Below are 23,531 nucleotides of genomic sequence, written 5' to 3'. Positions count from 1 at the left end.
GGTCGAACGGCGCGATTATTTCGGCGCGAAATGGCTTCTCGGCGACGCGAAAAAGCTCTGCCCGCGGAAACTGGATGCGTACGAGATACTGGAAAAGCGTATCGCTCGTGAAGAACGTGCGGCCGAGAATTTCCGTATTGCCCTGTCATCGGTCGAGACCCGCAATTATACCAATGCGCAGAAACTCCTTGTCGATGCAAAACGCCTTCATCCTTTGGATATACCGAAGTTCGCGGAACTCGAGAACCGCATCACAAGCGAGCTCAGGGCGGCGGAGAAATATGCGGCAGCCGAAAGCTTCATCAAACGGGATGTGTACGACCGTGCACGAATGCTCATCGGCGAGGCGCAATTCCTTTCGACGCGGGACAGATCGCGCGGTGATGAGCTTACGCGGCGCATCGACAACGAGATCCGTGCGGCGGTATGCTACCGCGATGCCAGGGAACTTGTCGGACAGAAGAAATACTGGGATGCACGGACGAAACTTTCGGAGGCGCGCGCGCTCGGGGTGAATAACACCGCATCGTATGAAGCGCTCGAAAAACGCATCGCTCTTGAGGAGGGCGTCGGCGATAAGCTTCGCCAGGTCGAATCACTCGTTGCGAACAATGAATTCGCGAAGGCGAAGACGATAATCGCCGAGGCGCGTGCCGTTCGTACCGGCGCTGCCGACCGCGCATCGTTCTCAGCAATGGAGGCAAAGGTGCTTTCCCGTGAGCGCGCGTATACCGCGGAGCGCAGGGTGCTCTCATACATCAATGCGCACTCCTATGCGGATGCACGCGCACTCTTGTCCGAGATACGGCAGACACGAACGCTCGATACGAATACGACAGCGCTGCTTTACGGACGGCTCACCAATGAGGAACGCGCGTGGTCGGTGTTCCGGCCGTCCTATCTCCTTGTCGATGCGCGCAGGTATGAAAAGGCACGTACGGCGATGAACACCGTTGTACGCGTATCGGATGCCGACAGCCGCCGATTCGATGAGCTCACCCGCCGCATCTCGGATGAACTTCGCGCCGACGACCTCTATCGCGACGCGATACGGCTCCTGTCCAACCGGTCGTTCGCGGACGCGCGTCGTACGATGGCCGAAGCACGAACGCTCAATCCCCGGGAGGGATGGCGCTTTTCCGCTCTTGTCACGGTCATCGATGCGGACGAACGGTTCGATGCGAAGTATCGTGAGGCTCTCGCATTCGTCGACGGGGAAAAGTATGACGATGCCGATGCCGTTCTCGCAGGGCTCATCAAGGCGAACCCGAAGGATATGGTACGCTATCGCTCGCTCTCGGCGCGCATCGGCAATGAACGCTCGGCGGCGGCGAAATACGAGCGCTCGCGTTCGCTCATCGATGATCGCGCCTATGAGAAAGCACGCACGCTCCTTGTCGAAGCACGCACGCTCCATGCGGACAAGGCGTATCGCTGTGATATGCTCGAGCGCAGGATCAATGATGAGATCGCAGGTACGGCGGCGTACTATCGCGCCGTTGACGCGGTATCCAACCGCGGTTTCTGGTCGGCAAAATGGTCGCTTGCCGACGCGCGAAAGCTCAATCCGCGCGATGAAAAGAAATACAATGTGCTCCTGCAGCGCATTACGCTCGGGGAAAAGGCGGATGAGGCCGCGCGAAAAGCGGAACAGGCCATCTATGAGAGACGATATGCGGAAGGGTACAAACTGCTCAGGGAAGCGCGCGGCATCGATGCCAACGAACGTCGTTATTCCGAGATAGAAAACCGTATCCCCCCCGCCGAACTGGCAAAGCTCAAGCCGAAGGCCCGCGCGAAATGACGTTCGATTGACAAGCGTTCATGCCGTCCGTATAATGACTTCATGCTCCCCTCGTGCTATCACATCCCCGCTCAAGCGCAGAGCAAACGCGACTGGGCATCGCTCATCGAAGCGCGCGGGAACGTCTTTTCCTTCCGACAGAACGCCCCTGTCGAGATGTACCCCTACTATGTGTCTTACGATGGCCCGCGAACGATAGCGCCGCATTTCCACGGCTTCCTTGAGATAGAGCTCGTGCTCTCGGGCACATCCATCGTTCATATCGGCGGCAGGGAACACCGCGCACGCACCGGCGACCTCTTCTTCCTGAACGATCTCGAAGAGCACCGCGAGATCATCACCGCAGCGCGCATGGAAAAGCTCATCATCGGTTTTCTGCCGAAGGTCATCGATGATGCACTCACCGGCAGTACCGCGGACGACCTCCTCGGGGCGTTCCTTCTCGCACGGCCGTTCTCGGTGAAGGCGGGCATCGTGCATTTCCCGGACGATGCCCTTGCACGCATCACGAACGCGTGGCTTTCGCTCATCCACGAATTCTCCGCCGCACGGCATGACCGCATCTTTCACCTTTCAACGCAGTTCCGTTCGCTCCTGTCGCTCATCATTAGTACCGCCGGTCTTGCAGCAAAGAGCGAATCGCCCATGGCCCCCGTGTTCGATTATCTCGCCGCGCATATCGCCGAACCGACCAATGTCGCGAAGGCCATCACCTATTCGGGATTGAGCAAGAGCCATTTCTATCGGCTTTTCCAGCGTGCGTCAGGGATGCCGGTGACGGCCTATGTCAATCAGGTGCGCGTTGAAAAGGCGAAACGTCTTCTCTCTGCGACGACACTGCCGATACCGCGTATCGCCGCCGAGCTCGGATTCACGGATGCCGCCTACTTTCACCGCGTGTTCAAACGCATCGCCGGTATGACGCCGGAAGCGCTGCGTCGAGCGGAAGCGATACGCCGATCGGCTGCGACACCTATGCCATGACGCCGGGAACTATACGCCCACTGCCACGTCTAACGATGACCGGAGCGTGATCAATTGCGCCCGAACGATCATCAGGAGGATCTCTATGAAACGTATGCTTCTCTGCCTGCTCGCCGGTGTATTGGCGGGAACGCTCTTTGCCGCGGACACGAAAAAAGACGAGACATCGGGTACCGCAGACAAGAAAAAGACCGAAAAATCCGAAAGCGGTGAACACAAGCGTCCCGACATGCAGACGCTCACCGGCATGGCCGAAATGCTCAAGCAGACGCTCACGCTCACCGATGAGCAGTATAAGAAGGTGAAGGATCTCGCCGAAAAAGGCCAAAAGGAATTGGACGCCAAGAGCGAGGAGCTCAAAAAGTTCGTCGAGCCGCTCGAAGCCGAACGCGCGAAAGACGCCCCCGATATGGCGAAAGTGAAGGACGGCATGGAAAAACGGGCGAAAATGGCATCAGAGATCGAGTTTCTGCGCTTCAAATTCAATGTCGACTGCAAGCCGATACTCACGGCCGAGCAGGTGGAAAAATGGAAAGAAATGCGTAAGAAACTGGAAGAGCGCATGAAAAGCGCCCGCGAAAAACATAAAGAGAAATAATTCGACACCCTTGGTCCGCCGTTCGCCCTTTCCGGCGGCATTCCGATAATTCCCGGGATAACGAAGCATGGCTTTCGTTATCCCGTTTTTTATGCTCGGCGGAGGGGACGATAGTACACTGCAATGGGAAACGGCTACCCGCCACAATCCTGAATTCCATGGTATACTGATGTCATGAGAATGCATGTACTTTTCATCCTTGCTGCTATCTGCGTAAGCGCCGCCGGCATCGAGGAATCCGGTTTTCGCATGGACTGGACAGGCAATGCCGGATTCTCCGTCGCCCAGAGTAATACTGTCATTATCGCCAATTCACTCCTTCTCTGTATGGAACCGCCTTGGAAAAGCCACTGGTATTACGGTGCGAAACATGCCCCGCTCGTCACTCGCTCGGAACATGGGCTTACCGTCGCCACCGACCCGGCGAAGCCATCGCCATTCGCCGTCGAATACCATCGCATCACGGCGGCATCTCCCGATACGTTCGCGATAGCGGTGCGCGGCATTCTCACGGAGAACGTAAGCGCCTTCGTTACGCATGTCGTTGCGAACATACCCGAAGCGGTGATGAGCGGAGCGAAGATGGCATTCGACGCAAAGACCATCGATCTGGCGGCATATTATGCAGGAACCATGCCCGATTCTCCTCCATGGAGCGTCTGCGAGATACGCTCACCGAAGTGTGACATTACCGTCACCGTCAAGAAGGGCAGTAAGCTCATCATGCAGGACAGGCGCGAAAAGCCCTATCTCGGCGCGAAGGGTTTCATCATCATGGAGCAGAAAGCGGTAACGCTCTCGCAGAACGATGTGTACGAGCAGGAAGTATCGTTCACCGTACGTCAGAAAAGCACTATGGCCGCTGCGGCAGCTTCGGAGATACCGCCGGCCGTGCTCAGGACGAAAGTCTTTTTCGGTACCGCTGATGAACGCCCGCTTGAGGATATCGTACGGGCGGAATCGGCGTACGGCGGGAAATTCAGCTGGGACGATTACCGTACGCTCCTTGCCGAGATAACGAAACCGCAGTACCGCGTGCTCACCGTGCGCGATCTCGTTACGGATACAACAAAGGATACAGTCGTCATCGGCATGCGCCACGATATCGACAGCCATCCCGAAAAAGCGCTTGCGATGGCGAAGCTCGAGCATGAAGCGGGCATACGGTCGACATACTACATCCTTCACTCGGCAACATATTACGGCGATGTGAAGAACGGCATCATCGCCCCGAACGCGGCGATACGCGCGCTCGCGAAAAAGCTCTCGGATAAGGGATTTGAGATAGGCATACATACCGATCTTTTCAGCATGATGTGGAAATATCAGTTCGACCCCGTTGCGTTCATGAAAGAAGAGATAGAGCGATACCGCACGCTCGGCATCACCGTTACGGGAGCGGCGGCGCACGGCGACGGCACCGTCATCGGTATGGGACTCAACAATATGTGGATGTTCTCCGAGTTCGGGAAGAAGGGACATATCGTGACGAACGGCGTCTCCTATCCGTACGGCATGCATTCCACCGCCGACTACGGACTTTCGTATGAGGCATACCTTATCAAGCGCGATGTGTCGACCGGCGATATCGACGGGCGTTTCAAGGACAAAAGTGTCGCCGATCTTGCCGCATACCTCGCGTCGCTCACACGGGGCACACGGGTCATTATTCTTACGCATCCTGAGCATTGGGGAAAACCGCAATGAGAAGCAATATATATCATCCACGAGAACAGCGATTTGCAACCCGCTGTTCCACTGCTGTACGGAGGCAACCATGAAACACGTGATCGCGCTCATCATCATTCTCACTGCATCGATCTTCGCCCAGGGCGACTGGAAATTCGAAATGGCCAACCGCAACGACGGCCCGACGGTCACTTTCAAGGAGAACAAGTTCAGCATGGGAACTTCGTTCGTCTGCGTGGAGAAAAGCTGGAAGACGCAGTATTTCTGGCTCGCGAAATTCCCCGTTAAGACAACACGCACGGCATCGTCGCTCCTTATCACCTCCGACCCTGACAGCCCCACCGATTTCTACATGGACGAATTCCGGTTCGAATCGGTTTCACCCCAGTCGATACGCATCGTCATCGACGGCACGCTCAAGGTGGAACGCGATGCCATGCTCGAATACATTCCGCTCGCAATACCGGCGATATTCATGGAGGATGCACGCGTTGAGAACGAAGGCGGCATGGTGATGAACGTGACATCATCACTTTCCGAAATATCAGCGGAATCGAAACGGCTTACCATGAAAAGCAAGATCGGCACGATAGTCATCGAAGCGGTGAAAGGCCCCGGTTTCACGATGGTCGACCGCCGTGCAAAACCGTACAAGGGCCGCGAAATATTCATTTTTCCGGTATCGACGGCGCCGTCCATCGCGAAGGGCGAGCGTTTCTATCATGAGATGACGCTTACCGCATCCGGCGATTTCAAGAGCTTCATCGCGCTCCCGGCGGTGACGCCGCAGGGCGGATCGATCTCGCTTCGCGCACCGATGTCAGTGCAGAAACGATCGCTCAGCAGCGAGATATTCCCGAAGCCGAAGAGCGCATCGATATCCGGCGGAACGGTGATGCTCCCCGCATCGCTCGGCATCGCCATCGAGAACTCAAAGAACACGGCGCGCTACGCATCGCTTCTCACGGAGCTCTTTACCGCCGCCGGTATCGCCCGTACGGCAAAGCCGGAAGCCGCCGGATTCATCACCGTGAAGAAAGCGGCCGCGCCGAACGCTTCATCATTCGATTATCACGAGATATCGGTTAGCAAGTCAGGCGTCGTCATCAGCGCGAACACGCCGGCGAGCATTTACTATGCTCTTTCCACCGTAGTACAGCTCTGTGATGAGAGCGGCGCCATTCGCATCGGCACCGTGAAGGACTGGGCGGATTTCCCCTATCGCAGCATACATCTCCTTGCCGACGACAACTCGCTCAAGCTCCATTCGCTTTTCATCAGGAACGTGTTCGGCCCGCTCAGGATAAACCGCATACTCTTCGAATGCGAATACGCGAAATGGCCGAGCCATCCGGAGCTCCATCAGGCATGGGGCATGTCGATGGACGATATGAAGGAGCTCATACGCATCGCCGAAGAGCATTTCATCGATGTCGATCCGCTCTTTCAGACCTATGGACACAGCGAATATCTCTTTAAGAACAAGGCGAACATCGATATCGCCGAAGACCCTGGAATGCCGTATGCGTATAACGTTTCCAACCCGAGGACATACGAGATAATGAACGAACTCTTCGCGGACATGCGTACGATATTTCCCTCGCCGTCATATATCCACATCGGTCATGATGAGGTCACTATGCGCGGAAAGTATCCGAACCGTCCGGAGAACATGAAGCTGTCGCTTGCCGATCTTCTCTGGAAAGACATGCAGTTCTATGAAGTGTACGCGAAGAAGGAAAACCTGTCGCTCATGGTCTGGCAGGATTATCTCAACGGGCGTTCGCATCCGGCGCATCGCGAGGAACTCCTCAACGTAGCGAAAAAGATGGATAAAAGCGCGATGATAGCCGTCTGGGATTACCGCCCCGCGGCGGAATTCCCCGAGGTCGATCAGTTCCAGGCCCTGGGCTTCCGTGTTATCGGCGCCACCGGCGAAGAGGATGTGAACAACATCATCAATTTTTCACGCTACGGGAAAAAGAAGAACATCTACGGCATGCTCCATACCACGTGGACAGGATACAGCGGCAATGCGAAGTCGATGTTCCAATACGCAAAAAAGATGTGGCCGTATGTACAGGCGGGCGTATCGTTCTGGAATGCGTATACACCGGCCGTCGATTTCTATACGCCGTCGTTCGCCGTGCGCGGTTTCAACAATGTCGTCGCCGGGATGTATCCGGTACGCTATTTCCCGCGCGGCGGTGAGACGGCAGCACCCGTAGACCTCTCCGCGGCGGCTGATTCTTCATTCGCTGAGCCGGGCGGTTTCAGCGCCGGAACGTTCACGACCGAATACGGCATGCCTTTCTTCTTCGCGGGAAGCGGATCCGCGGCGGGCATTACCGTTACCGAGGAGAAATCGCTCACGATACCGGTCGGCAGGCGTGCAAAGGCGATATCGTTCCTCTATACCAGTCTTCAGACGGACGTTGCGATGAAGGAGATCGGCGCCATCAGCATTGAGGGGGATACGTCGGTCAAACAGCCCATTGTCATACGCCGCGAGATCGGCAATATCGTCATGAAGCTTCTCATGCCCGGCGATGTCGAGAACGGAAAACTGCTCACGCGCAATGCTCGCGAGGAGATCTATTCCGTCGCACAGCCGGTGTATTCCTCCGGCGGGAAGCATGGGCTCTGGCAGTACGACATGGCCGTCGGCGGCATGGTGAAGTCGATAACGCTCACTGCGGCGAAGAACATGGGATATGTGATCGCGGGCGTTACGATCGTAGAGTGAAGAAGCACAGGGCTTCAGCCCCGTGTAAAATTTTCAGTGACCGCGGTCCTGCCCGCGGTATCCGTAGAGGAGCGGTATCACCTTCTTCCATACGCCCTTTTCCTCTTCGGTGATATCGACCTTCTTGGTGAAGTCCGTGCTGTCGATGAATTTCCGCGACGCATCGCGCAACTCGCGGTATTTTTTCAGATGGTATTCATGGAACCATTTCGGCATGCCCCATGTCTCTTTCTCGAGCATGGCGTAATGCGGCACACAGAGTCCCGGCGATGAAAGAAAATCGCGCTTAAACGCATCATCCTCGAAATAGGCGGCCGTCGTCGAGAGATACTGCATTTCCATGGTGCGCTCATTCACGCACATCTTGCATTCCCCGCGCTTGATGCCCTTAAGCGATCCCTTCGCAAGCGCTTCGATGGCGATGTCAAGAAGGCTTTCATGCACGATGGCAATGCCGGCACCGTTGGTATATTCGAGGAATTTATGCGCATGATCGTTGCAGAAACCGAACGTCGTATTGTACGCGGCGCGGAAGAATTTATCGGTGAGATGCTCATAGACGAGCGTGTTGAAGTATTTATCGCGGCGGTCCTTGATGAGGTGACAGACCGGGCATTCCGACGCCTTGAACGTCTCGACAAGCTCGAAATACGGTATGTGCTTTTCGCGCTTCATGCTGCTATTATACGCCATGGGACGATTATAGCAAACAAAAAGCCAATTATCGGTACGATGCTCTTGGTATCACCCTAATCGATTCGATAATGACAGCCGGCGCTCACACGGTTGTCATTCGCTGCGGACGCGACCGCACTCGCCGTCGTAAGCGCGTTCTCCAGCTGCAGCAGCGAGCGGTTCTTTTTCGCCCCTGCATAATATCGCCCCATCGCCGCCCGCACATGCGTAAGGTCATGTACCGCACGCGCAAGGCGTCTCCTGCCCCGTACGATGCCGACACAGTTCCACATGATGTTCTTTATCGATGTCCAGTCCTGCGTTATCATATCGGCCTCAGGCACTCGGCTGCCGTTGTCATGCCACGGAGCAATGGCCGGCGTTGAACGCATGAACTTCTGCTCCGCGATATCCTGTGCGGCTCGTCTGCCGAACGTAAGACCCTCAAGAAGCGATGTACTCGCAAGCCGATTGGCGCCGTGCAGACCCGTCGAGGATACCTCGCCGACCGCGTAGAGCCCGCTCACCGCTGTGCGCGCATGCTCATCGACGGCGACGCCCCCGCAGGAAAAATGGAACGCGGGCACCACCGGGAGCGGCGTCGTGGTGATATCGACACCGGCGGCGAGCGCCTTCTCGACGATATGCGGGAAACGATCGCGAAGCATGTCCGCGCTGATGCCCCTGCAGTCGAGGAGCACATAGCCCTCGTTGCGTTTGACGAGCTCAAGCGCTATCGCGCGTGAAACGATGTCGCGCGGGGCGAGCGAAGCGGCGGGATGATACGACGGCATGAAGTCATCGCCGTTCTTCGCCAGTATGCGTGCGCCTTCTCCGCGCACTGCTTCGCTCACAAGGGCGTTGTTCGTACGCGGGTCGAACATGGTCGTGGGATGGAACTGCGTATATTCCATGCCGCGAAGCAGAGCCCCGGCACGAAGGGCGAGTGCAAAACCGTCGCCGGTGGCCGAACGGGGGTTCGTCGTATGCGCGTAGATCTGCCCGAGACCGCCCGCGGCCAGTATCACCGCGTCTGCGGGCAGAGCGGCAACATCGCCGTCGTCCTCTTTGGTGTAGACGCCGACGGCCCGTTTCCCTTTCACGGCGATACCGGCGATCATCGTCCGGCGCCGTATCGATATGAGCGGATGCTTCTCGGCATGCGCATAGAGCGTGCGGACTATCCCTTCGCCGGTGGCATCCTTGATGTAGAGTATACGCCGTGTGGAATGCGCGGCCTCGCCGCCGAAGCACAATTCGCCGTGCCCGTCGCGGGCGAACGGCACGCCGTATCGTTCGATGAGGAGCTCACGCACGGCAACGGGGCCTTCCGTCGCGACCAGATGCGCTATCGCCTTGTCGCCGGTATTGCCGTTGGCGGTCATGATATCCGCGACAAGGAGCTCGGGGGAGTCCTCGCGGCTGACATACACGATACCGCCCTGCGCATGATAGGAATTGCTTTCGAGGGGGTCCACCTCTTTGGTGATGAGCTCGACGGATATGCCGCGTTCGGCAAGTTCAAGTGCGGCGGTGAGTCCTGCGATGCCGCATCCGATAATGGCTGTGTTCATCTTTTATTTTCTATGCGGCGAATATCGATTGAAAGAGCGGCGCCCCGCCGGTGCCGCCGAGTATGGATTCGCTCACCCGCTCCGGATGGGGCATCATACCGAGTACATTCCCCTCGCGATTGATGATGCCGGCGATATTCCTGCACGAGCCGTTGGGGTTCGCCTCGGGCGTCACATCGCCCGCTTCCGTGCAGTAGGTGAACACTATCTGTCCGTTTTCAACGAGCGATGACAAGAGCGCATCGTCGGCACGGTAATTTCCCTCGCCGTGGGCTATCGGCACCGATATGACGGCGTTCTTTTTGTAGCCGCTCGTAAAACGCGTCTTCGCGTTCTCGACACGCAGACAGGAATCCTTACAGACGAATTTCAGGTTCGTGTTGCGGATGAGCGCACCGGGAAGCAGATGCGCCTCGGTAAGCACCTGAAATCCGTTGCATATGCCGAGCACAAACCCGCCGCGCTTTGCATGCGCTATGACGCTCTGCATGACCGGCGAAAAACGGGCGATGGCGCCGCAGCGCAGATAGTCACCGTAGGAAAACCCGCCCGGGAGTATTATCAGATCGTACGCTTTTTCATCGAATTGGTCCTTGTGCCAGACGAATGACGCCTGTTCGTGGAACACCGTGCCGGCTACGTGGCGGCAGTCGCGGTCGCAGTTCGATCCGGGGAAGACAATGACGGCGACCTTCACACGATCACCTCGAAGTCCTCTATCACCGGATTGGCAAGGAGCTTATCGCTTGCTTCGGCGAGCATTTTCTTCACTGCTTGCGGGTCGTTGCTGTCGACCTCTATCTCAAAGCGTTTGCCGATACGGAGCGAGGAAACGCCGAAACCGAGCGAGGACAGCGCTTTCTGCACCGTTACGCCCTGCGGATCGAGGATGTTCTTTTTCAGGTACACATTGACAATGGCCTTCATGGGGACCGCCTCATATCGGATGTGCGGATTATACCCTGACACAATGCAAAGTCAAGGAAGTGCATCGAACACGGCGTTCCTTCCGCCAAGAACATTCTTGACAGCACGCCCCGGTGCTGTATCATACGGGTAAGAAAGGAACCTCATGCACGACCCCTATCCCTACCCCGCAGTGTTCGGCTCGCGCTATTTCGTCACACTGCGATATTCCATCTCCGCTGTCAGCAATTGTGCGCTTGCTGCGGCCATGTTCGTTTTTCCGCAGTATCGGGATATTCTCTTCCTGTATTTTATCGCCGCCGTGGTAGAGACGGGCATTATTGCCGTGGTCGACGCCGGCTTACACCTTTTCCGCAGGAAGGACTGTAATCGCGATATTATCCTGCATTTCCTCTTGCTCGATATCATCTATCTCCTCGTGCTCGATGCCATCACCCGTGTCTATTTCCAGATACAATTCTCGCCGATATTCCTCATCCCCATCGTGACCATACAGGGGGCATATTTCTATCGTTCCATCACCCCGGCTTTTCGCATCCTGCCGAACGCGTTGTGGATAACCGTCTATTTCCTTGCGACCATGATCGCCACGGATGCCGTGCTCTATTTCCGGTACGCTCATTCCAATATCGTGTTCTTCCTCGTCAAGATTCTGATAATAATCTCCGCACATGCCTTCGTCACCCGGCTCTACAGCCTGCTCCTCTCATACATCGCCGAACGCCTTGAGGAGAACACCCGTCTCAATGAACGGCTCATCGGCTCGATGAAATTCATCGTGAGCGGCGAGATATTTTCCGTCATGCTCAACGACGTTAAGAGCATGATGCACACGATAGTCACCTCGCTGAACAGCATACGCGCGCATGCGGCGCAGCCGGCGGAGGGTGAACGCTTCTACCCCATCATCGGGCAAAGCGTAACAGATACAGAGACCATCGTCGATCAGTTCCTCTCATACATCAAGCTTGACCCGCAGTTCGTGGAGACCGTCGATGTGCGGGAGATCACACGGGAAGCGCTCGCGTTCATCCGCATCAGCCGGAAAAGAACGGCGCTCATCGAGTTCGTAACATCCGGTATCGATGAGGGCGACCCGATATACCTCACCGCATCAAAGTACCGCCTCCTCTCGGTGTTCCTCAACCTCATCACCAATGCCATTGACACGCCGGCCATGCAGTCTTCCGCGGAAAAACGCGTACGCGTATCGGTCGCTGCCGGCGAGTGCATCGAGGTCACTGTCGAGGATAATGGCCCCGGCATCAGCGCCGAGGACATCACGGACATGTTCTCGCTCTATTCGAAGAAGAAGACCGGGCTTGGCCTGTATTTCGTCCATGAGTACATCGTGGGCACGCTCGGCGGCACGGTCACGGCGGAAAGCGTTCCCAACGAACGCACCGTGTTCACCGTCCGTATCCCGCACGTGGGGAAATGAACGCGGTGAAGGCACGATATTCCACCGCCGGTGTCTTGACAAGCGTACTTCATACGGTACTATTGCGATACGTAAACTTCATTGGGGGAACAATGAAACGGAAAACCATCGCGGTCATCAAAGAGCTCTGTGTCATCGGCATCATCGGCTTGGGCGGCCTTGTCGGCGCCTTCTTCCTGCTCAACCACTATCATGAATGGAAGCTTTTCATCTTCTTCGCCGCGCTGCTCTTCGTCATCGGCATGTGCTTTGAGATATTCACCGACAGGCTCTGGGAATACGATTTTCTCATGCTGCGCATCCCGTTCGTCAAGCGCGACCTTTCGTTCTCATTACCGCTCGCCTGGTCGGGTCTCATGTCCTTCTGTTTCGCCGTAACGCACTGGCTTGAGACGGATATCCTCCGTTTCACCTTCGTTCCGCTCGCAGGCCTCCCCTCGGTCATCTACTACGTGTTCCCGTCCGTGCTCGTCACCTTCCTCATCGGGAATATCATCGAAGCGCTCTTTCACGCCATCCATTATTTCAAGTATACCAATTCCTTCTACAAAATATTCGGCAAGGCCATGACGCCGTGGAAGATACCCGTCCCTGTGTCGCTCGGCTACGGCTGGTTCTGGGGCATCGTCGTGTTCGCCGTACTGCGTACCGCCGCATGGCTCTTCCATGTCTGAGGCACTGTATCCCTGGTTCAGGCCGCGGCAGTACATACTCCTTCGCTATCTCCTTGCCGTCATCGGCAATGCAGGGCTTGTCGTGGTCGGCTTCATACTGCCGCAGTACCGGTCGCTGTTCGCGTTCTATATGGCGGTGTCGTTCGCGGTAGCTTTTATCGTCATCATACCGGACATCATCTTCCACATTCGCCGCGTCCGCGGATACGAGTCGGGTCTTGTCATATTCTTCGGCATCCTCGATGTGATAAGTCTCACCGCCCTCGATGTTGCGACACGCATAGAATTCTCGATCACGTTCTCCCCGATATTCCTCGTACTCCTCGTGACGCTGCAGGGGATGTTCTTCTTCTGGCGCTTGCTCCCGAACCTCGCGATGCGGAAAGCAGGCCCCGTCCTCATAACGTCGTTTTTCCTCGTCGTTCTGGCGGCGGGGGATGTGTTCGCGGCGCTTCGCTTCGGGAATTTCAGCGTGCCCATCATCTTCCTCAAGGTGTTCACGATACTCACATTCCATCTTTTCATCTCGTACTACTACGGCATGCTCATCGACACCATCACCGCGCAGCTCAATGAGAACCGCTCGCTCAACGAGAAGCTCATCGGCGCGATGAAATTCATCGTGAGCGGTGAGATATTCTCCGTCATGCTCCATGATCTCAAGAACATGCTCCATACCATCGTCATGGCGCTTGAGGGCGTGCGCATGCATGCGAATACGCCGGAAACAGGCAGATACTACCCGCTCATCGGGAAGAGCATTGACGATATCGAGAAGATCATCAATCAGTTCCTTTCGTATATCCGTCTCGATCCGCAGCGCGAGGAACGCATCGATGTACGGAGCACCGTGCGCGAGGCCGTCGACTTCGTGCTCTTGAGCAGGAGCAAGACCGCGCAGATAACGTTCGACTGCTCGGGACTTGAGGGGGGGGTGATACCCGTCGTCACATCGAAATACCGGCTCCTCTCCGTATTCCTCAATATCATCACCAATGCGGTGCAGAGCCTCAATGCATCGCAGGTCACGGAAAAACGCATCGGCGTCTCGGTAGCGCATACGGCGGACACGGCCGTGATAGTCATCAACGACAACGGCCCGGGAATATCCCCCGATAATATCAAGAGAATATTCACCGTGTTCTCCACAAAAAAAGAAGGGCTGGGCCTGGGCCTTCACTTCGTACACGACTATATCGTGAACACGCTCGGCGGCGATGTGACCGTTGCAAGCACGCCGCTTGATCGGACAACGTTCATGATACGGCTCCCGCTCACGCCTGAGGAGAAATGATAATGGCGCAACGAATGCATCGCGCCGCGGCGCATGTCCGCCGCGCGGTATACAATGTGTCGGTGCCGGCGGACGCTGCTCGCGCTGCCGAGATCGCACGCACCCCGTTCGATGTCATCATCGCTGGTGCCGGCCCCGCGGGACTTGCGATGGCGCATGAGCTCTCGCAGCGTAAGATCCGCTCCGTCCTTTTGGAACGGGGACGCTTCCTCGAGACGGACAAGGTGTTCGCATTGCCGTACCCCATCGTCGAGCGATACGGCCTTGCCGCCGCGGTACAGATGCGCCATCGCGACACCTACTTCCGCAATTACTTCGGCCTGAACGCGCCCACGCATATCGACTACTGCCTCATGGACCAGCGGAAAGTGCTTTCGCTCCTCGCATCGCGCATCGATGATGCGTACTGCACGGTGGTCGAGAACTGCGAACTGACCGCCTTCGCGCGCGATGGCCTCGTCATCGGCAAGACCGTCGTTAACGACTACCGCACCCTGCGTTATAGCGTTGCTCGTAAAAGCTTTCCACGCTCGACATCGCGCCTGAACGTGGATGACGCCTTCTTCCAGAAGCATGACCCCCTGGTCACCGTCAATGCCATGGACGAGCTCGATAATATCGAAAAAGAGCGCGACAACATGGCGTTCCGTGCACGGATGATAGTCGATGCGGGGGGATATCATTCGAACCTCGTACGGTCGTTCCACCGCCAGCGTTCCTGCACGGTGCTCAAATGCCTCATGTACGAGTTCAGCGGATTGAAACGGCCGCAGCCGGAGATAATCTGGGACCTTGCCATGCCCACGGTGACGAGCGCCAATTTCTGGGTGGACGTTTTCGGTCCGAAGTCGGCAGGCGCGGGCGTCATGGTCTTCACCGAAACGACGCCGGGAGATCCCGCCGGTGAGCCGCCGTCGGAGGAGATGGAACGCTACCTGTCGAGCTGGCTCAATATCAGGAAACTTTCGGGAAACTTCGAGCGCGAACGAAAAGGCATCATACCGATGACGGATTTCCGCGAGGCATCCGCCTACGACAATATCCTCTTCATCGGTGCGAGCGCCACACGGCAGATACCGGATACCGGCTTCGGTTTCGCACCCTCGCTCGAGGAAGCCTCCCTCGCAGCCCCCGTCATCGAGAAGGCGCTTGCCGCCGGTGACACATCCGTACGCATGCTCCGTGAGTATGATATCGCGTGGCTCAGGTCATGCGAGAAGAAGATGGCGCTCAATAAATTCTTTCAGGGCTTTCACTACGCCATTCGCCGCGATGAATACTTCCATGAGTTCGCGAAAAGATGCACGGAGCTCCCCTCGGAGATAATACAGCGGCGCATTGCGAACGACCTCACGGGCGGCGATCTGCGTACCATAGCGGCCATGTTCGTGAAGAACCCGTATCTCCTCCATCCATCGCGTTTTGAAAGCGCGCGCATGCCGGAGCTGAAACGCGATCTCGCGCGATTCCTCTACTGTCTTGTATCGCAAGCCTTGGGCTTCTACGTCCCCGAAGGGAGTGAGATGTTCGACCGGGAGCCGCTCTCCGGGAGCATGCTCAAACGCATGCTTTTATCAATGAGAATATACTTCGGCAGGCGGATACCGGAGACTATTCTCTGTAAGATCGGATCGCTCTTGTTCAAGCCGTGCGTGCAGGCGGTGATAGGGATTATTGGCGGTCAAAAGCGGTAGTATCTCTTATTCAAAGCAGTTGCGATAATAAAGAACAAGGGCTCATGGGCCCTTGTTCTATTTCATCCTATTAGCTTTTTTTAGACCCGAGTCAATCCACGTAACTATTTCCCTGTCTTCGCCGGAGTTGTTGTCGCCGGTTTCGTATCCGCCGGCTTTACCGGTGTCGTCGTTACGGGTTTCACCGGCGTCGTCACGGGCTTCGCATCGACCGGTTTTGTATCCAGCGGCTTGACCCCCGCCTTATCCGCCGGTTTCGTATCGAGGGGTTTGGTATCCACAGGCTTTGTATCGACGGCTTTCGGCGCTTCAAGCGGCACGGTATCGAAGCGGTATGAGAGCCCGATGGCATGGTCCGCTCCGAGGTCGGCCTTGTTCACGAAGGCATACTGTATCGCGATGCCGAGTATCTCAAAGCCCGCACCGAAGCGGAGCGTGCCGAGTATGTCGCCCGCGTAGGGGAGACCGGCGCCCGCGCGTGCGGATATCTTCATGCCGAGGGGCAATCGTTCGTAGGAGAATTCCACGCCGTAGCGCATATCGAAACCTATTTCCGAAATCGGCAGCACATCGATGGGGATGCGGAACGATGCGAACTGTCCCGCATTGTCGCGAAGCGGCAGGGTATAGCCGAGGCCTATGGCTATGGTCATGGGAAGGGTGACCGCCTTGCCGCCATCAAAGGCGGGGCCTACGCCGAGGTTGCGCGCGACCACGCCCAAGTCTATGCCGTTCAGCCATTCATTGTTGACGAACGCGCCCACAATGCCGCGCCAGAGTATGCCCACATCGCCGGCAAAACCGAATCCCTGATACGTCGGCCCGAGGCTTTCCATCATCACCCGGGCGACTATGCCTGCCGACAGGTTCGACAGAATGGGGGCGAAACTGAGCGGGACAGCGTATCCGATATTGGCGACCACATCGAACGGCATAAGCGATCCGGAAAGCACGCCTTCGACATAGTTCGGTATGTCACCATAAGTGAATCCGATGACATTCACCCCTATCGCACCGAACGGCAGCGGCATACCCCAGGACACATTGCCGTAATGCATGCCTTCGATGTGCATCGTATATTGTCCGGCGATCTGCATGCCTTTCATCGACGAGAGCCCTGCCGGGTTCCCGAATATCGAACTTAACGTGCCCGAGAACGTTGCATTGGCGTCCGCCAGTCCCGCCGAGCGCGCGTCGGGTGCAATGGAAAGCGCCGTAACGCCGGTGCCGGTGAACTGCGCGAGAACGGGTGATAACGCGATCGCTGCGATGCAGAATATCTTTGTTATTTTCATGGTACTATCCTTTCTCCCTGGTTACCGCAGTATCACTATTTTATACGAACCGACAAAGGCACCGCTGTTGCGTATCTTCACGATATAGACGCCCGAGCTTAAATTCGCCGGTATCGTCCAGTACGTCGTTGCGGCCACATACGGCACAGTGGCGAGTTTGTATCCGCTCGCCGAGTATATCCATATCTCGTCGCCGGCAACAAGATTATTGAAGCGCACCGATGCATCCGTCCTTCGAGTTATGGTGTTATATGGCACTCCGCGGTTGGTGGAGATCGCCTCCCCCACGGTGAATTGCCATGTGTTATTTGCAGCTATGCCGTCATACAGGTTGCCGCTTCTGTCCACGAGAAGTGTCGGCCCGATAAGGACATATAGATTCTCCCTCGGCAGCTCGGCGGACGGATCAATGCTGATGACGTTCCCGCTGATAACAACCGACGGATCATTGTTCGTGAACGTGTAAAGTGTTGTATTATCAATGAAACGCTTTATCGTGATCGTATCACTCCCGCCGGCCCAGAGTATCGGCTCAACGAACGTCATGATGAGATTCGACGACATGCCCGCGTAGCGATCGCCGTTGGTCGGTGAAAGACTCTGCACGGTCGGAGGCAATGTATCGGGTGTTTCGAACGACCACACGCTCTTCGAGCTTATACCCCCGTAATTATTGACCGCGTTCGCCATATCCTTTATCGCGCCGGCATCGATGGTCACATAATACTTCATGTTCGTCGCAAGTCCGCCAGGCGGCGTTATCGTCACCCTGTTAAGGGCGATGGCGACATTCGCCGTCGTCACATCGATGGTATGTGTCACCGCATCGGTCGCGAAATTCTTGATATAGATATTGCCGGCCCCTTTTTGCACTATTTCATCGAATGTAAGCCGGAGAAATTCACCGACAGAAACGCCGATCTGTGTGTTCGTCGGCGTATACGCAGTTACCACCGGAGCAAAATTATCAAGAATGCTGAAATCCCAATCCGTAGTACCGGTAACCCCTGCATATTCATTCGCCGAAAGGTCCTGTATCACGCCGGAGGCAATATTCACATACACGTTCGTATCGGGGATGGACAATGGATGCGTGATGAGCACGACATTCGATGCTACGAGCACGTTCGTGCTCTGCACATCGATCGCCAAGAGAAGCACATTGTCGTTCGAGCGTTTTATCTGGATAAAGCCCGATCCTTTTTGAATATCCTCACTGAAGGAAATAGCGAGCGGCGTGCTCGGCACGACGGCACTCGCACCGTCCAATGGGTAGAATGCGGTCGCCGTCGGCGCGGTCGTGTCCGCAGCGACGAATGACCACACGGTTTTTGCGCTTATCCCGCCGTAATTATTCTGCGTTGTCGCGGTATCTTTTATAGCGCCTGCGTCCATGGTCACATAGTAGCGCACACCGGCGATAAGATCGCTCGGTGGATTGATGGTTGCCTTATTCCCTGCTATCGTCACCGCTGCAGTGGCAACATCGATTGTCTGTGCCATGCTGTCATCGGAATATTTCTTGATGTATATATTCCCCGTTCCCTTTTGTATAGCCTCATCAAATGTTATTTCAATATCTGCAGTCAGGTTGAAACCTGCCGAATTATTCGGCGGATTCAGTATGAAAATGGTCGGTGGTGTTGTATCTGCGACGGTAAAATTCCACGTCGTATTATTCAATATACCCCCGTACGCCATTTGACTGAGATTGCTTATCGCTCCGGAATCAATGTTCACATATATCGCTCCCTCGGGAAGGTTGCTGGGAGGGTTGATATAAATGGCATTATTTGAAATAACAACATCACTGGACTTGATCTGCTGAAGCAGCGTCGGGCCTGCCGTCTGATAGATCGAAAAATACCGATAGGTTCCGCTTGCGTCATCACCGGGATACAGGCATATGTTCTTATCGAATGCGATCACAAGGTTCGCCTCGGACGATACACCGGCCGCCTCATCCGCAGGGCTGAGTAACAGTATCCCAGGGGCGGTCGCGCCGGTCGTCAGGAACATCCAGCTGTTCTTACCGCTTATACCTGAATAAAAATTGGCGACAGCGGCAAAGTCCTTTATCGCGGTAGCGTCTATCGTAACATAGTATTGCTTATCCACGAGCAGTCCGCCCGGCGGCGTTATCGTCACAACCGTGTTGGCGATTACAACGCTGCCGCTTGTCACATCGATGGTATGGGTGATGCTGTCATCTAAAGAATTCTTTATGTAAATATTCCCCGTACCTTTTTGTACATTCTCAGTAAAAACCAATTGCAATGTGCTGGCGGTGGCAACGCCGAGCGCCCCGTTGAGCGGAGTTATCGCTGTTACTGTCGGTGCAACACCGTCGAAGACCTGAAAGTTCCAATCCGTTTTCACCAGGAAACCAGCATGGTTGTTCGCTGAAAGGTCTCGTATAGTGCCGGCAGGGATGTTCACATATACATTTGTTTCAAGAATATCATTCGTCGGATTTATGGTAACGATATTGTTCGATACGGTGACCTCCGGGGAAGTCACGGGTATCGTGAGAATCGTCGTATCGTCGACATAATTCCTGATAAGGATGCTCCCCGCCCCCTTCGCTACACTTTCATCGAAGGTGAGGACAAGGCTCCTGCTCGGCATGATATTTAATGAACCGTTCGTAGGACTGAGCGCGGTCACTGTTGGAGGGACAGCATCCGTAGTTACAAATCTCCACGTTGTTTTTGATGATATACCGGGAAAATCGATCGGCACGGCCTGTGTGTCTTTTATAGCCCCGCTGTCAACCGTAACATAGTATTGTGTTGCTGATGCAAGATCGGCGGGAAGATTGATGGTAACGCTCGTCGCGCCCATGGTAATAACGCCCGGAGTTGCATCGTTTATATCAATTGTCTGCACAATACTGTCATCCATATATTTTCGAATATAAATATAGCCCGAGCCCTTCGCGACAGCCACATTGAAAGTCAGAACGATATTCGCCGTCACCAGAACGCCCGTGGTATTATTGAGCGGACTGAGCAATGTTACAACCGGCGGTATGCCGTTGATCAAGGTTATGTCGTCAAAAAATATTACCTTTCCTCCGTTGGCGGGGACTTGTCGCGGTTCAGCGGTGATATAAAACTTCGCCGTGCCTGCCGGACTTGTGATCACATTACTGGCATTCGACCACACACCATCTGCCAGACCGGTAAGCGACAATGTGGCGCTTCCATTGGCCCCATCAGCAGCCGTGAGCCAATTGACCCGCAAATTTCCCTGCAATTGACCCCCTCCGCCGTAGTTCTTACGCAATATCCACGCTGAAAAACTGTATCCTGTTGCTGCGGAGGCAGCGTTAGTTCTGGACTGAAAATGCATCGTCCCTGCCGGTTGTACGGCATTTGATATCCAATATGAAAAACCGCCGTTCTTTGAAAACAAGCTCGACCGGCCCATGCGAGAACCCGAAATCGTCGCTCCCACATTTGAGAACCAATCTGTCGTTTCCCACGTCGCCTTTTCGAAACCACCATTCGACACTATGTCGGTTGCGACAGCAGTGGTGGCGAAAAGCAGCAATGTGGTGATCGACGCGAAAATTTTGTTGCGATTCATGACATGACTCCTAATGATGACGTAACGAAAATTCGGATGGGATCATCCGCCGTGATACACGACACCCCCCACAGAGATGAAAAACGATGTCTCCAACAGAACACAGAATACCGGGCATGCACACCTCGAGGGCTGTCTAACAGTATATTGAAACCATGTAATATTGTCAATATTATTTACACTAATACCCGAAGGTTAACAGAATATCCTTATTAATACCGTGATCATGAATTTCAGGCACAGCGGGCTTTGCAGAAGAACAGGTGCGATGAAAATAATGGGAATTGAACCATGAAAGAAACGAAAAGGGAAATAATCATTGATTCCCCCTCCCCTTTCGTGCCTTTCGTGGTCGGTTCTTTCAATAATTCGCTGGGCGGCCTTGGGCTTCGGCTCCATGATCGAAACCGGGACCGCCATTTTATTTCCTATAGGGCGTATCCCATCTGTCATCTTCCGGAAGCAGTATCGCCTTCGCGCTCCGGAAGTACCCGCCGCCCTTCATGTGCGCGACGATGGCTTTCTGCACGGACGTCGTCTGCGGGGCTTCCTCGATATGCTCATAGCGCTTGAGGAAGACGCGCTCGAACATCTGATCGTCATTCGCCTTTTCGAGCGGAAGAAGATAGAACTCGCGGAGGAATTTCACGATGTTGGCCGCGGGCGGAAGCACTTTTTCAAGCTCGCCGTCATAGAGCCACGACGTCGAGAAGAACGCTTTTGATCCGTACTCCGGAAAATACTTTGGAAAGAATTCATTTGCACGCGCGAACGATGCGCCGCAGGCCCCATGGTCCATCGGCCCGCTTGCGGGGATGTGGAAGCTCAGCGCATTATCCCCTTTGGATACGACGCGGCGATATTCGTTCTTCGGAAGAACTGCGACGGTGTCGGTGATACGCCCTGTCGGCAGAATGACGTTGCCTTCAAACGCTTTCTCGCTCTCGCGAAAGACCGTTGTCCTCGCATTCGCATCGATGATGCCGTTCGTGCCGTCGTAGAGGCCGTCGGCGCGGTACTTCATTCCCGCAGGTGCGAGCACGGTCACCGAGCCGTCCCTACGGTGAAGGATGATATCGTCGAAGGAGAAATGTTCCATCAGGAACTGCAGGCGACCGAGTGCGAACAGCTTTCCCGTTATATGATTGCACAGCCAGCCGACCTCGCGGAAGCCGAAGGCACCGTGCCGCTCTTTTTCCGTGTGTATCCAGCGCTCGATATCGGCGAGCGTATCGCGTGTGATCTCCTCGGGTATGCCGCGGCGCGCATGCAATGCGAACGTATCGGGCACAAAGGAAAGCACGACGAATGCGTAGAGCATCGATGCATTCGGCCCGCCGGAGGGCACGCCCCATCGGTTGTGATCGCCCCGTTCACCGGATGCAATGCGCCGCCGACAATGCCAGAAAAGCGCCTTCGCACGGACATCATCAAAAAGCACGAGGCTGTCGATGATAAGCTTCGCGATCTCGTCGCTCATGGTGAGGCGTGCGGTGTTCGCCGCAACGGATCCTTTATCGAGGAAAGCATCGGCTTCATGAAGTGCTGTCATCGATGCATCGAAGCCGTCGCGAAGACCGTCGGTAAGACCGAATGTGGTTTTGATCTCGTCGAATGTCATATCATTCCTTCCAGAGGAAAAGCCCGGTCGTCTCATCATGTTCGCGTACCGGCGCAGGGGATGATATTGACCGACGGCCGCTTTCCGGACGGCACCGATGACGGATGCCATGCCGAGCGTCCTTTCAACGCACGGATGAATTTCCCGTGCACGCGTCCGTTGCTCGCGACAATGCACTTCCGTGAATGAATATCGTACGGCTTTCCGTCAAGCCCGCTCACCGTACCGCCGGCCTTTTGGACGATGATGCCCCCCGCGCAGACATCCCACGGTGCGAGCGAATATTCCCAGAATCCTTCAACCGCGCCCTCGGCCACGCGGCAGAGATCGAGCACGGCCGAACCGTCGCGGCGAACGCCCTGTGTGCATTTCACGATGCGATTGAACTCGAGCATATTGTCGTAGCCGGTGTTGTCCATTACATTGTAATAGAAGCCGGTAATCATGAGCGAATCGATGAGCCGTGCCGTGCGTGAAACATGTATCACACGCCCGTTCTTTTTCGATGACGCTTTCGTATGAGCGGTATAGAGCGACTTGGTGAGCGGCTCATAGACGCAGCCGAGAACGGTCTCGCCCTGAAAGACAAGTCCTATCGATACCGCATAGAACGGATAGCCGTGAACGAAATTCGTCGTGCCGTCGATGGGGTCTACCACCCAGACGAATTCCGATGTACGCAGATCGCGGCCCGATTCCTCGCCGTAGAACGAATGATGGGGGAACTTTTTCTCGATGGCAGCGCGTATGAGCTTCTCCGCCGCTTTATCCGCCTCGGTGACAAGATCGATGGCGCCCTTGCGCTTTATGTTCCGTGCCTTTCCGAAACGTTTGTGCGCGGCTGTGCCGGCGCGTACCGCTGCGCGAGCGGCGACATTTAAAAATCGGTCAAGGTCTTTTGATGAAAGCAGGTGCGTTGGCATG

The 23,531-nt window shown here is 55.6% G+C and carries 17 protein-coding genes; 9 read left to right on the top strand and 8 right to left on the bottom strand.

Annotated features, from left to right (window positions below):
* The 5 genes from AABZ39_01920 to AABZ39_01900 all read left to right on the top strand — a co-directional run.
* Positions 1-1,804: hypothetical protein (locus AABZ39_01920; protein MEK6793506.1), on the top strand; the 1,804-nt coding region annotated here is incomplete at its 5' end.
* Positions 1,805-1,846: 42 nt separating this feature from the next.
* Positions 1,847-2,788, top strand: a complete 942-nt coding sequence (locus AABZ39_01915) for an AraC family transcriptional regulator (GenBank protein MEK6793505.1) — start codon at positions 1,847-1,849, stop codon at positions 2,786-2,788.
* 85 nt (positions 2,789-2,873) lie between these two features.
* Positions 2,874-3,386, top strand: coding sequence for a hypothetical protein (locus tag AABZ39_01910; GenBank protein ID MEK6793504.1), 513 nt, complete (start codon positions 2,874-2,876; stop codon positions 3,384-3,386).
* Positions 3,387-3,560: 174 nt separating this feature from the next.
* On the top strand, positions 3,561-5,093 hold the full coding sequence (locus tag AABZ39_01905) for a hypothetical protein (protein ID MEK6793503.1): 1,533 nt from the start codon (positions 3,561-3,563) through the stop codon (positions 5,091-5,093).
* Positions 5,094-5,163: 70 nt separating this feature from the next.
* Positions 5,164-7,821: a glycoside hydrolase family 20 zincin-like fold domain-containing protein gene (locus AABZ39_01900; GenBank protein ID MEK6793502.1), complete on the top strand. Its 2,658-nt coding sequence runs from the start codon at positions 5,164-5,166 to the stop codon at positions 7,819-7,821.
* 33 nt (positions 7,822-7,854) lie between these two features.
* On the opposite strand, the gene AABZ39_01895 is transcribed toward AABZ39_01900, so the two are convergent.
* The 4 genes from AABZ39_01895 to purS form a co-directional block, all read right to left on the bottom strand.
* Positions 7,855-8,496 (bottom strand): DUF6062 family protein, encoded by a 642-nt coding sequence (locus AABZ39_01895; protein MEK6793501.1) that lies wholly within the window; start codon positions 8,494-8,496, stop codon positions 7,855-7,857.
* Positions 8,497-8,570: 74 nt separating this feature from the next.
* Complete coding sequence (nadB, locus tag AABZ39_01890) at positions 8,571-10,070, bottom strand: L-aspartate oxidase (protein MEK6793500.1); 1,500 nt, start codon at positions 10,068-10,070, stop codon at positions 8,571-8,573.
* Between the two features lie 10 nt (positions 10,071-10,080).
* Positions 10,081-10,767 carry a phosphoribosylformylglycinamidine synthase subunit PurQ gene (gene purQ, locus AABZ39_01885; GenBank protein ID MEK6793499.1) on the bottom strand — a complete coding sequence of 229 codons (687 nt, stop codon included), beginning with the start codon at positions 10,765-10,767 and terminating at the stop codon, positions 10,081-10,083.
* Positions 10,764-10,997, bottom strand: coding sequence for a phosphoribosylformylglycinamidine synthase subunit PurS (purS, locus tag AABZ39_01880; protein MEK6793498.1), 234 nt, complete (start codon positions 10,995-10,997; stop codon positions 10,764-10,766). Before purS ends, purQ begins: the two co-directional genes overlap by 4 nt.
* Positions 10,998-11,142: 145 nt before the next feature.
* On the opposite strand from purS, the gene AABZ39_01875 reads away from it, so the two are divergent.
* The 4 genes from AABZ39_01875 (at position 11,143) to AABZ39_01860 (ending at position 16,100) form a co-directional block, all read left to right on the top strand.
* Positions 11,143-12,438 (top strand): HAMP domain-containing sensor histidine kinase, encoded by a 1,296-nt coding sequence (locus AABZ39_01875; protein ID MEK6793497.1) that lies wholly within the window; start codon positions 11,143-11,145, stop codon positions 12,436-12,438.
* A gap of 92 nt (positions 12,439-12,530) precedes the next feature.
* Positions 12,531-13,112 carry a hypothetical protein gene (locus AABZ39_01870; protein MEK6793496.1) on the top strand — a complete coding sequence of 194 codons (582 nt, stop codon included), beginning with the start codon at positions 12,531-12,533 and terminating at the stop codon, positions 13,110-13,112.
* Positions 13,105-14,406: a HAMP domain-containing sensor histidine kinase gene (locus AABZ39_01865; GenBank protein ID MEK6793495.1), complete on the top strand. Its 1,302-nt coding sequence runs from the start codon at positions 13,105-13,107 to the stop codon at positions 14,404-14,406. The genes AABZ39_01870 and AABZ39_01865 overlap by 8 nt, the downstream gene beginning before the upstream one ends.
* A 2-nt stretch (positions 14,407-14,408) precedes the next feature.
* Positions 14,409-16,100, top strand: a complete 1,692-nt coding sequence (locus AABZ39_01860) for a lycopene cyclase family protein (GenBank protein ID MEK6793494.1) — start codon at positions 14,409-14,411, stop codon at positions 16,098-16,100.
* A 104-nt stretch (positions 16,101-16,204) separates the two neighbouring features.
* On the opposite strand, the gene AABZ39_01855 is transcribed toward AABZ39_01860, so the two are convergent.
* The 4 genes from AABZ39_01855 to AABZ39_01840 all read right to left on the bottom strand — a co-directional run bounded on the left by AABZ39_01855 (position 16,205) and on the right by AABZ39_01840 (position 23,530).
* The gene (locus AABZ39_01855) at positions 16,205-17,395 is read right to left on the bottom strand and encodes a PorV/PorQ family protein (GenBank protein MEK6793493.1); all 1,191 of its coding nucleotides are present in this window, start codon (positions 17,393-17,395) and stop codon (positions 16,205-16,207) included.
* 21 nt (positions 17,396-17,416) lie between these two features.
* Positions 17,417-20,653, bottom strand: coding sequence for an Ig-like domain-containing protein (locus AABZ39_01850; protein ID MEK6793492.1), 3,237 nt, complete (start codon positions 20,651-20,653; stop codon positions 17,417-17,419).
* A 754-nt stretch (positions 20,654-21,407) separates the two neighbouring features.
* A complete protein-coding gene (locus AABZ39_01845; protein MEK6793491.1) occupies positions 21,408-22,718 on the bottom strand; it encodes an acyltransferase domain-containing protein in 1,311 nt (436 codons plus the stop codon).
* A complete protein-coding gene (locus tag AABZ39_01840) occupies positions 22,643-23,530 on the bottom strand; it encodes an inositol monophosphatase family protein (protein MEK6793490.1) in 888 nt (295 codons plus the stop codon). The genes AABZ39_01845 and AABZ39_01840 overlap by 76 nt, the downstream gene beginning before the upstream one ends.
* Between the last annotated feature and the right edge of the window lies 1 nt (position 23,531).

This window comes from Spirochaetota bacterium, assembly GCA_038043445.1.
Taxonomy (GTDB): Bacteria; Spirochaetota; Brachyspiria; order Brachyspirales; family JACRPF01; genus JBBTBY01.
The sequence above is the reverse complement of the archived record's forward strand: the minus strand, read 5'-3'. Positions and strand labels throughout refer to the sequence as shown.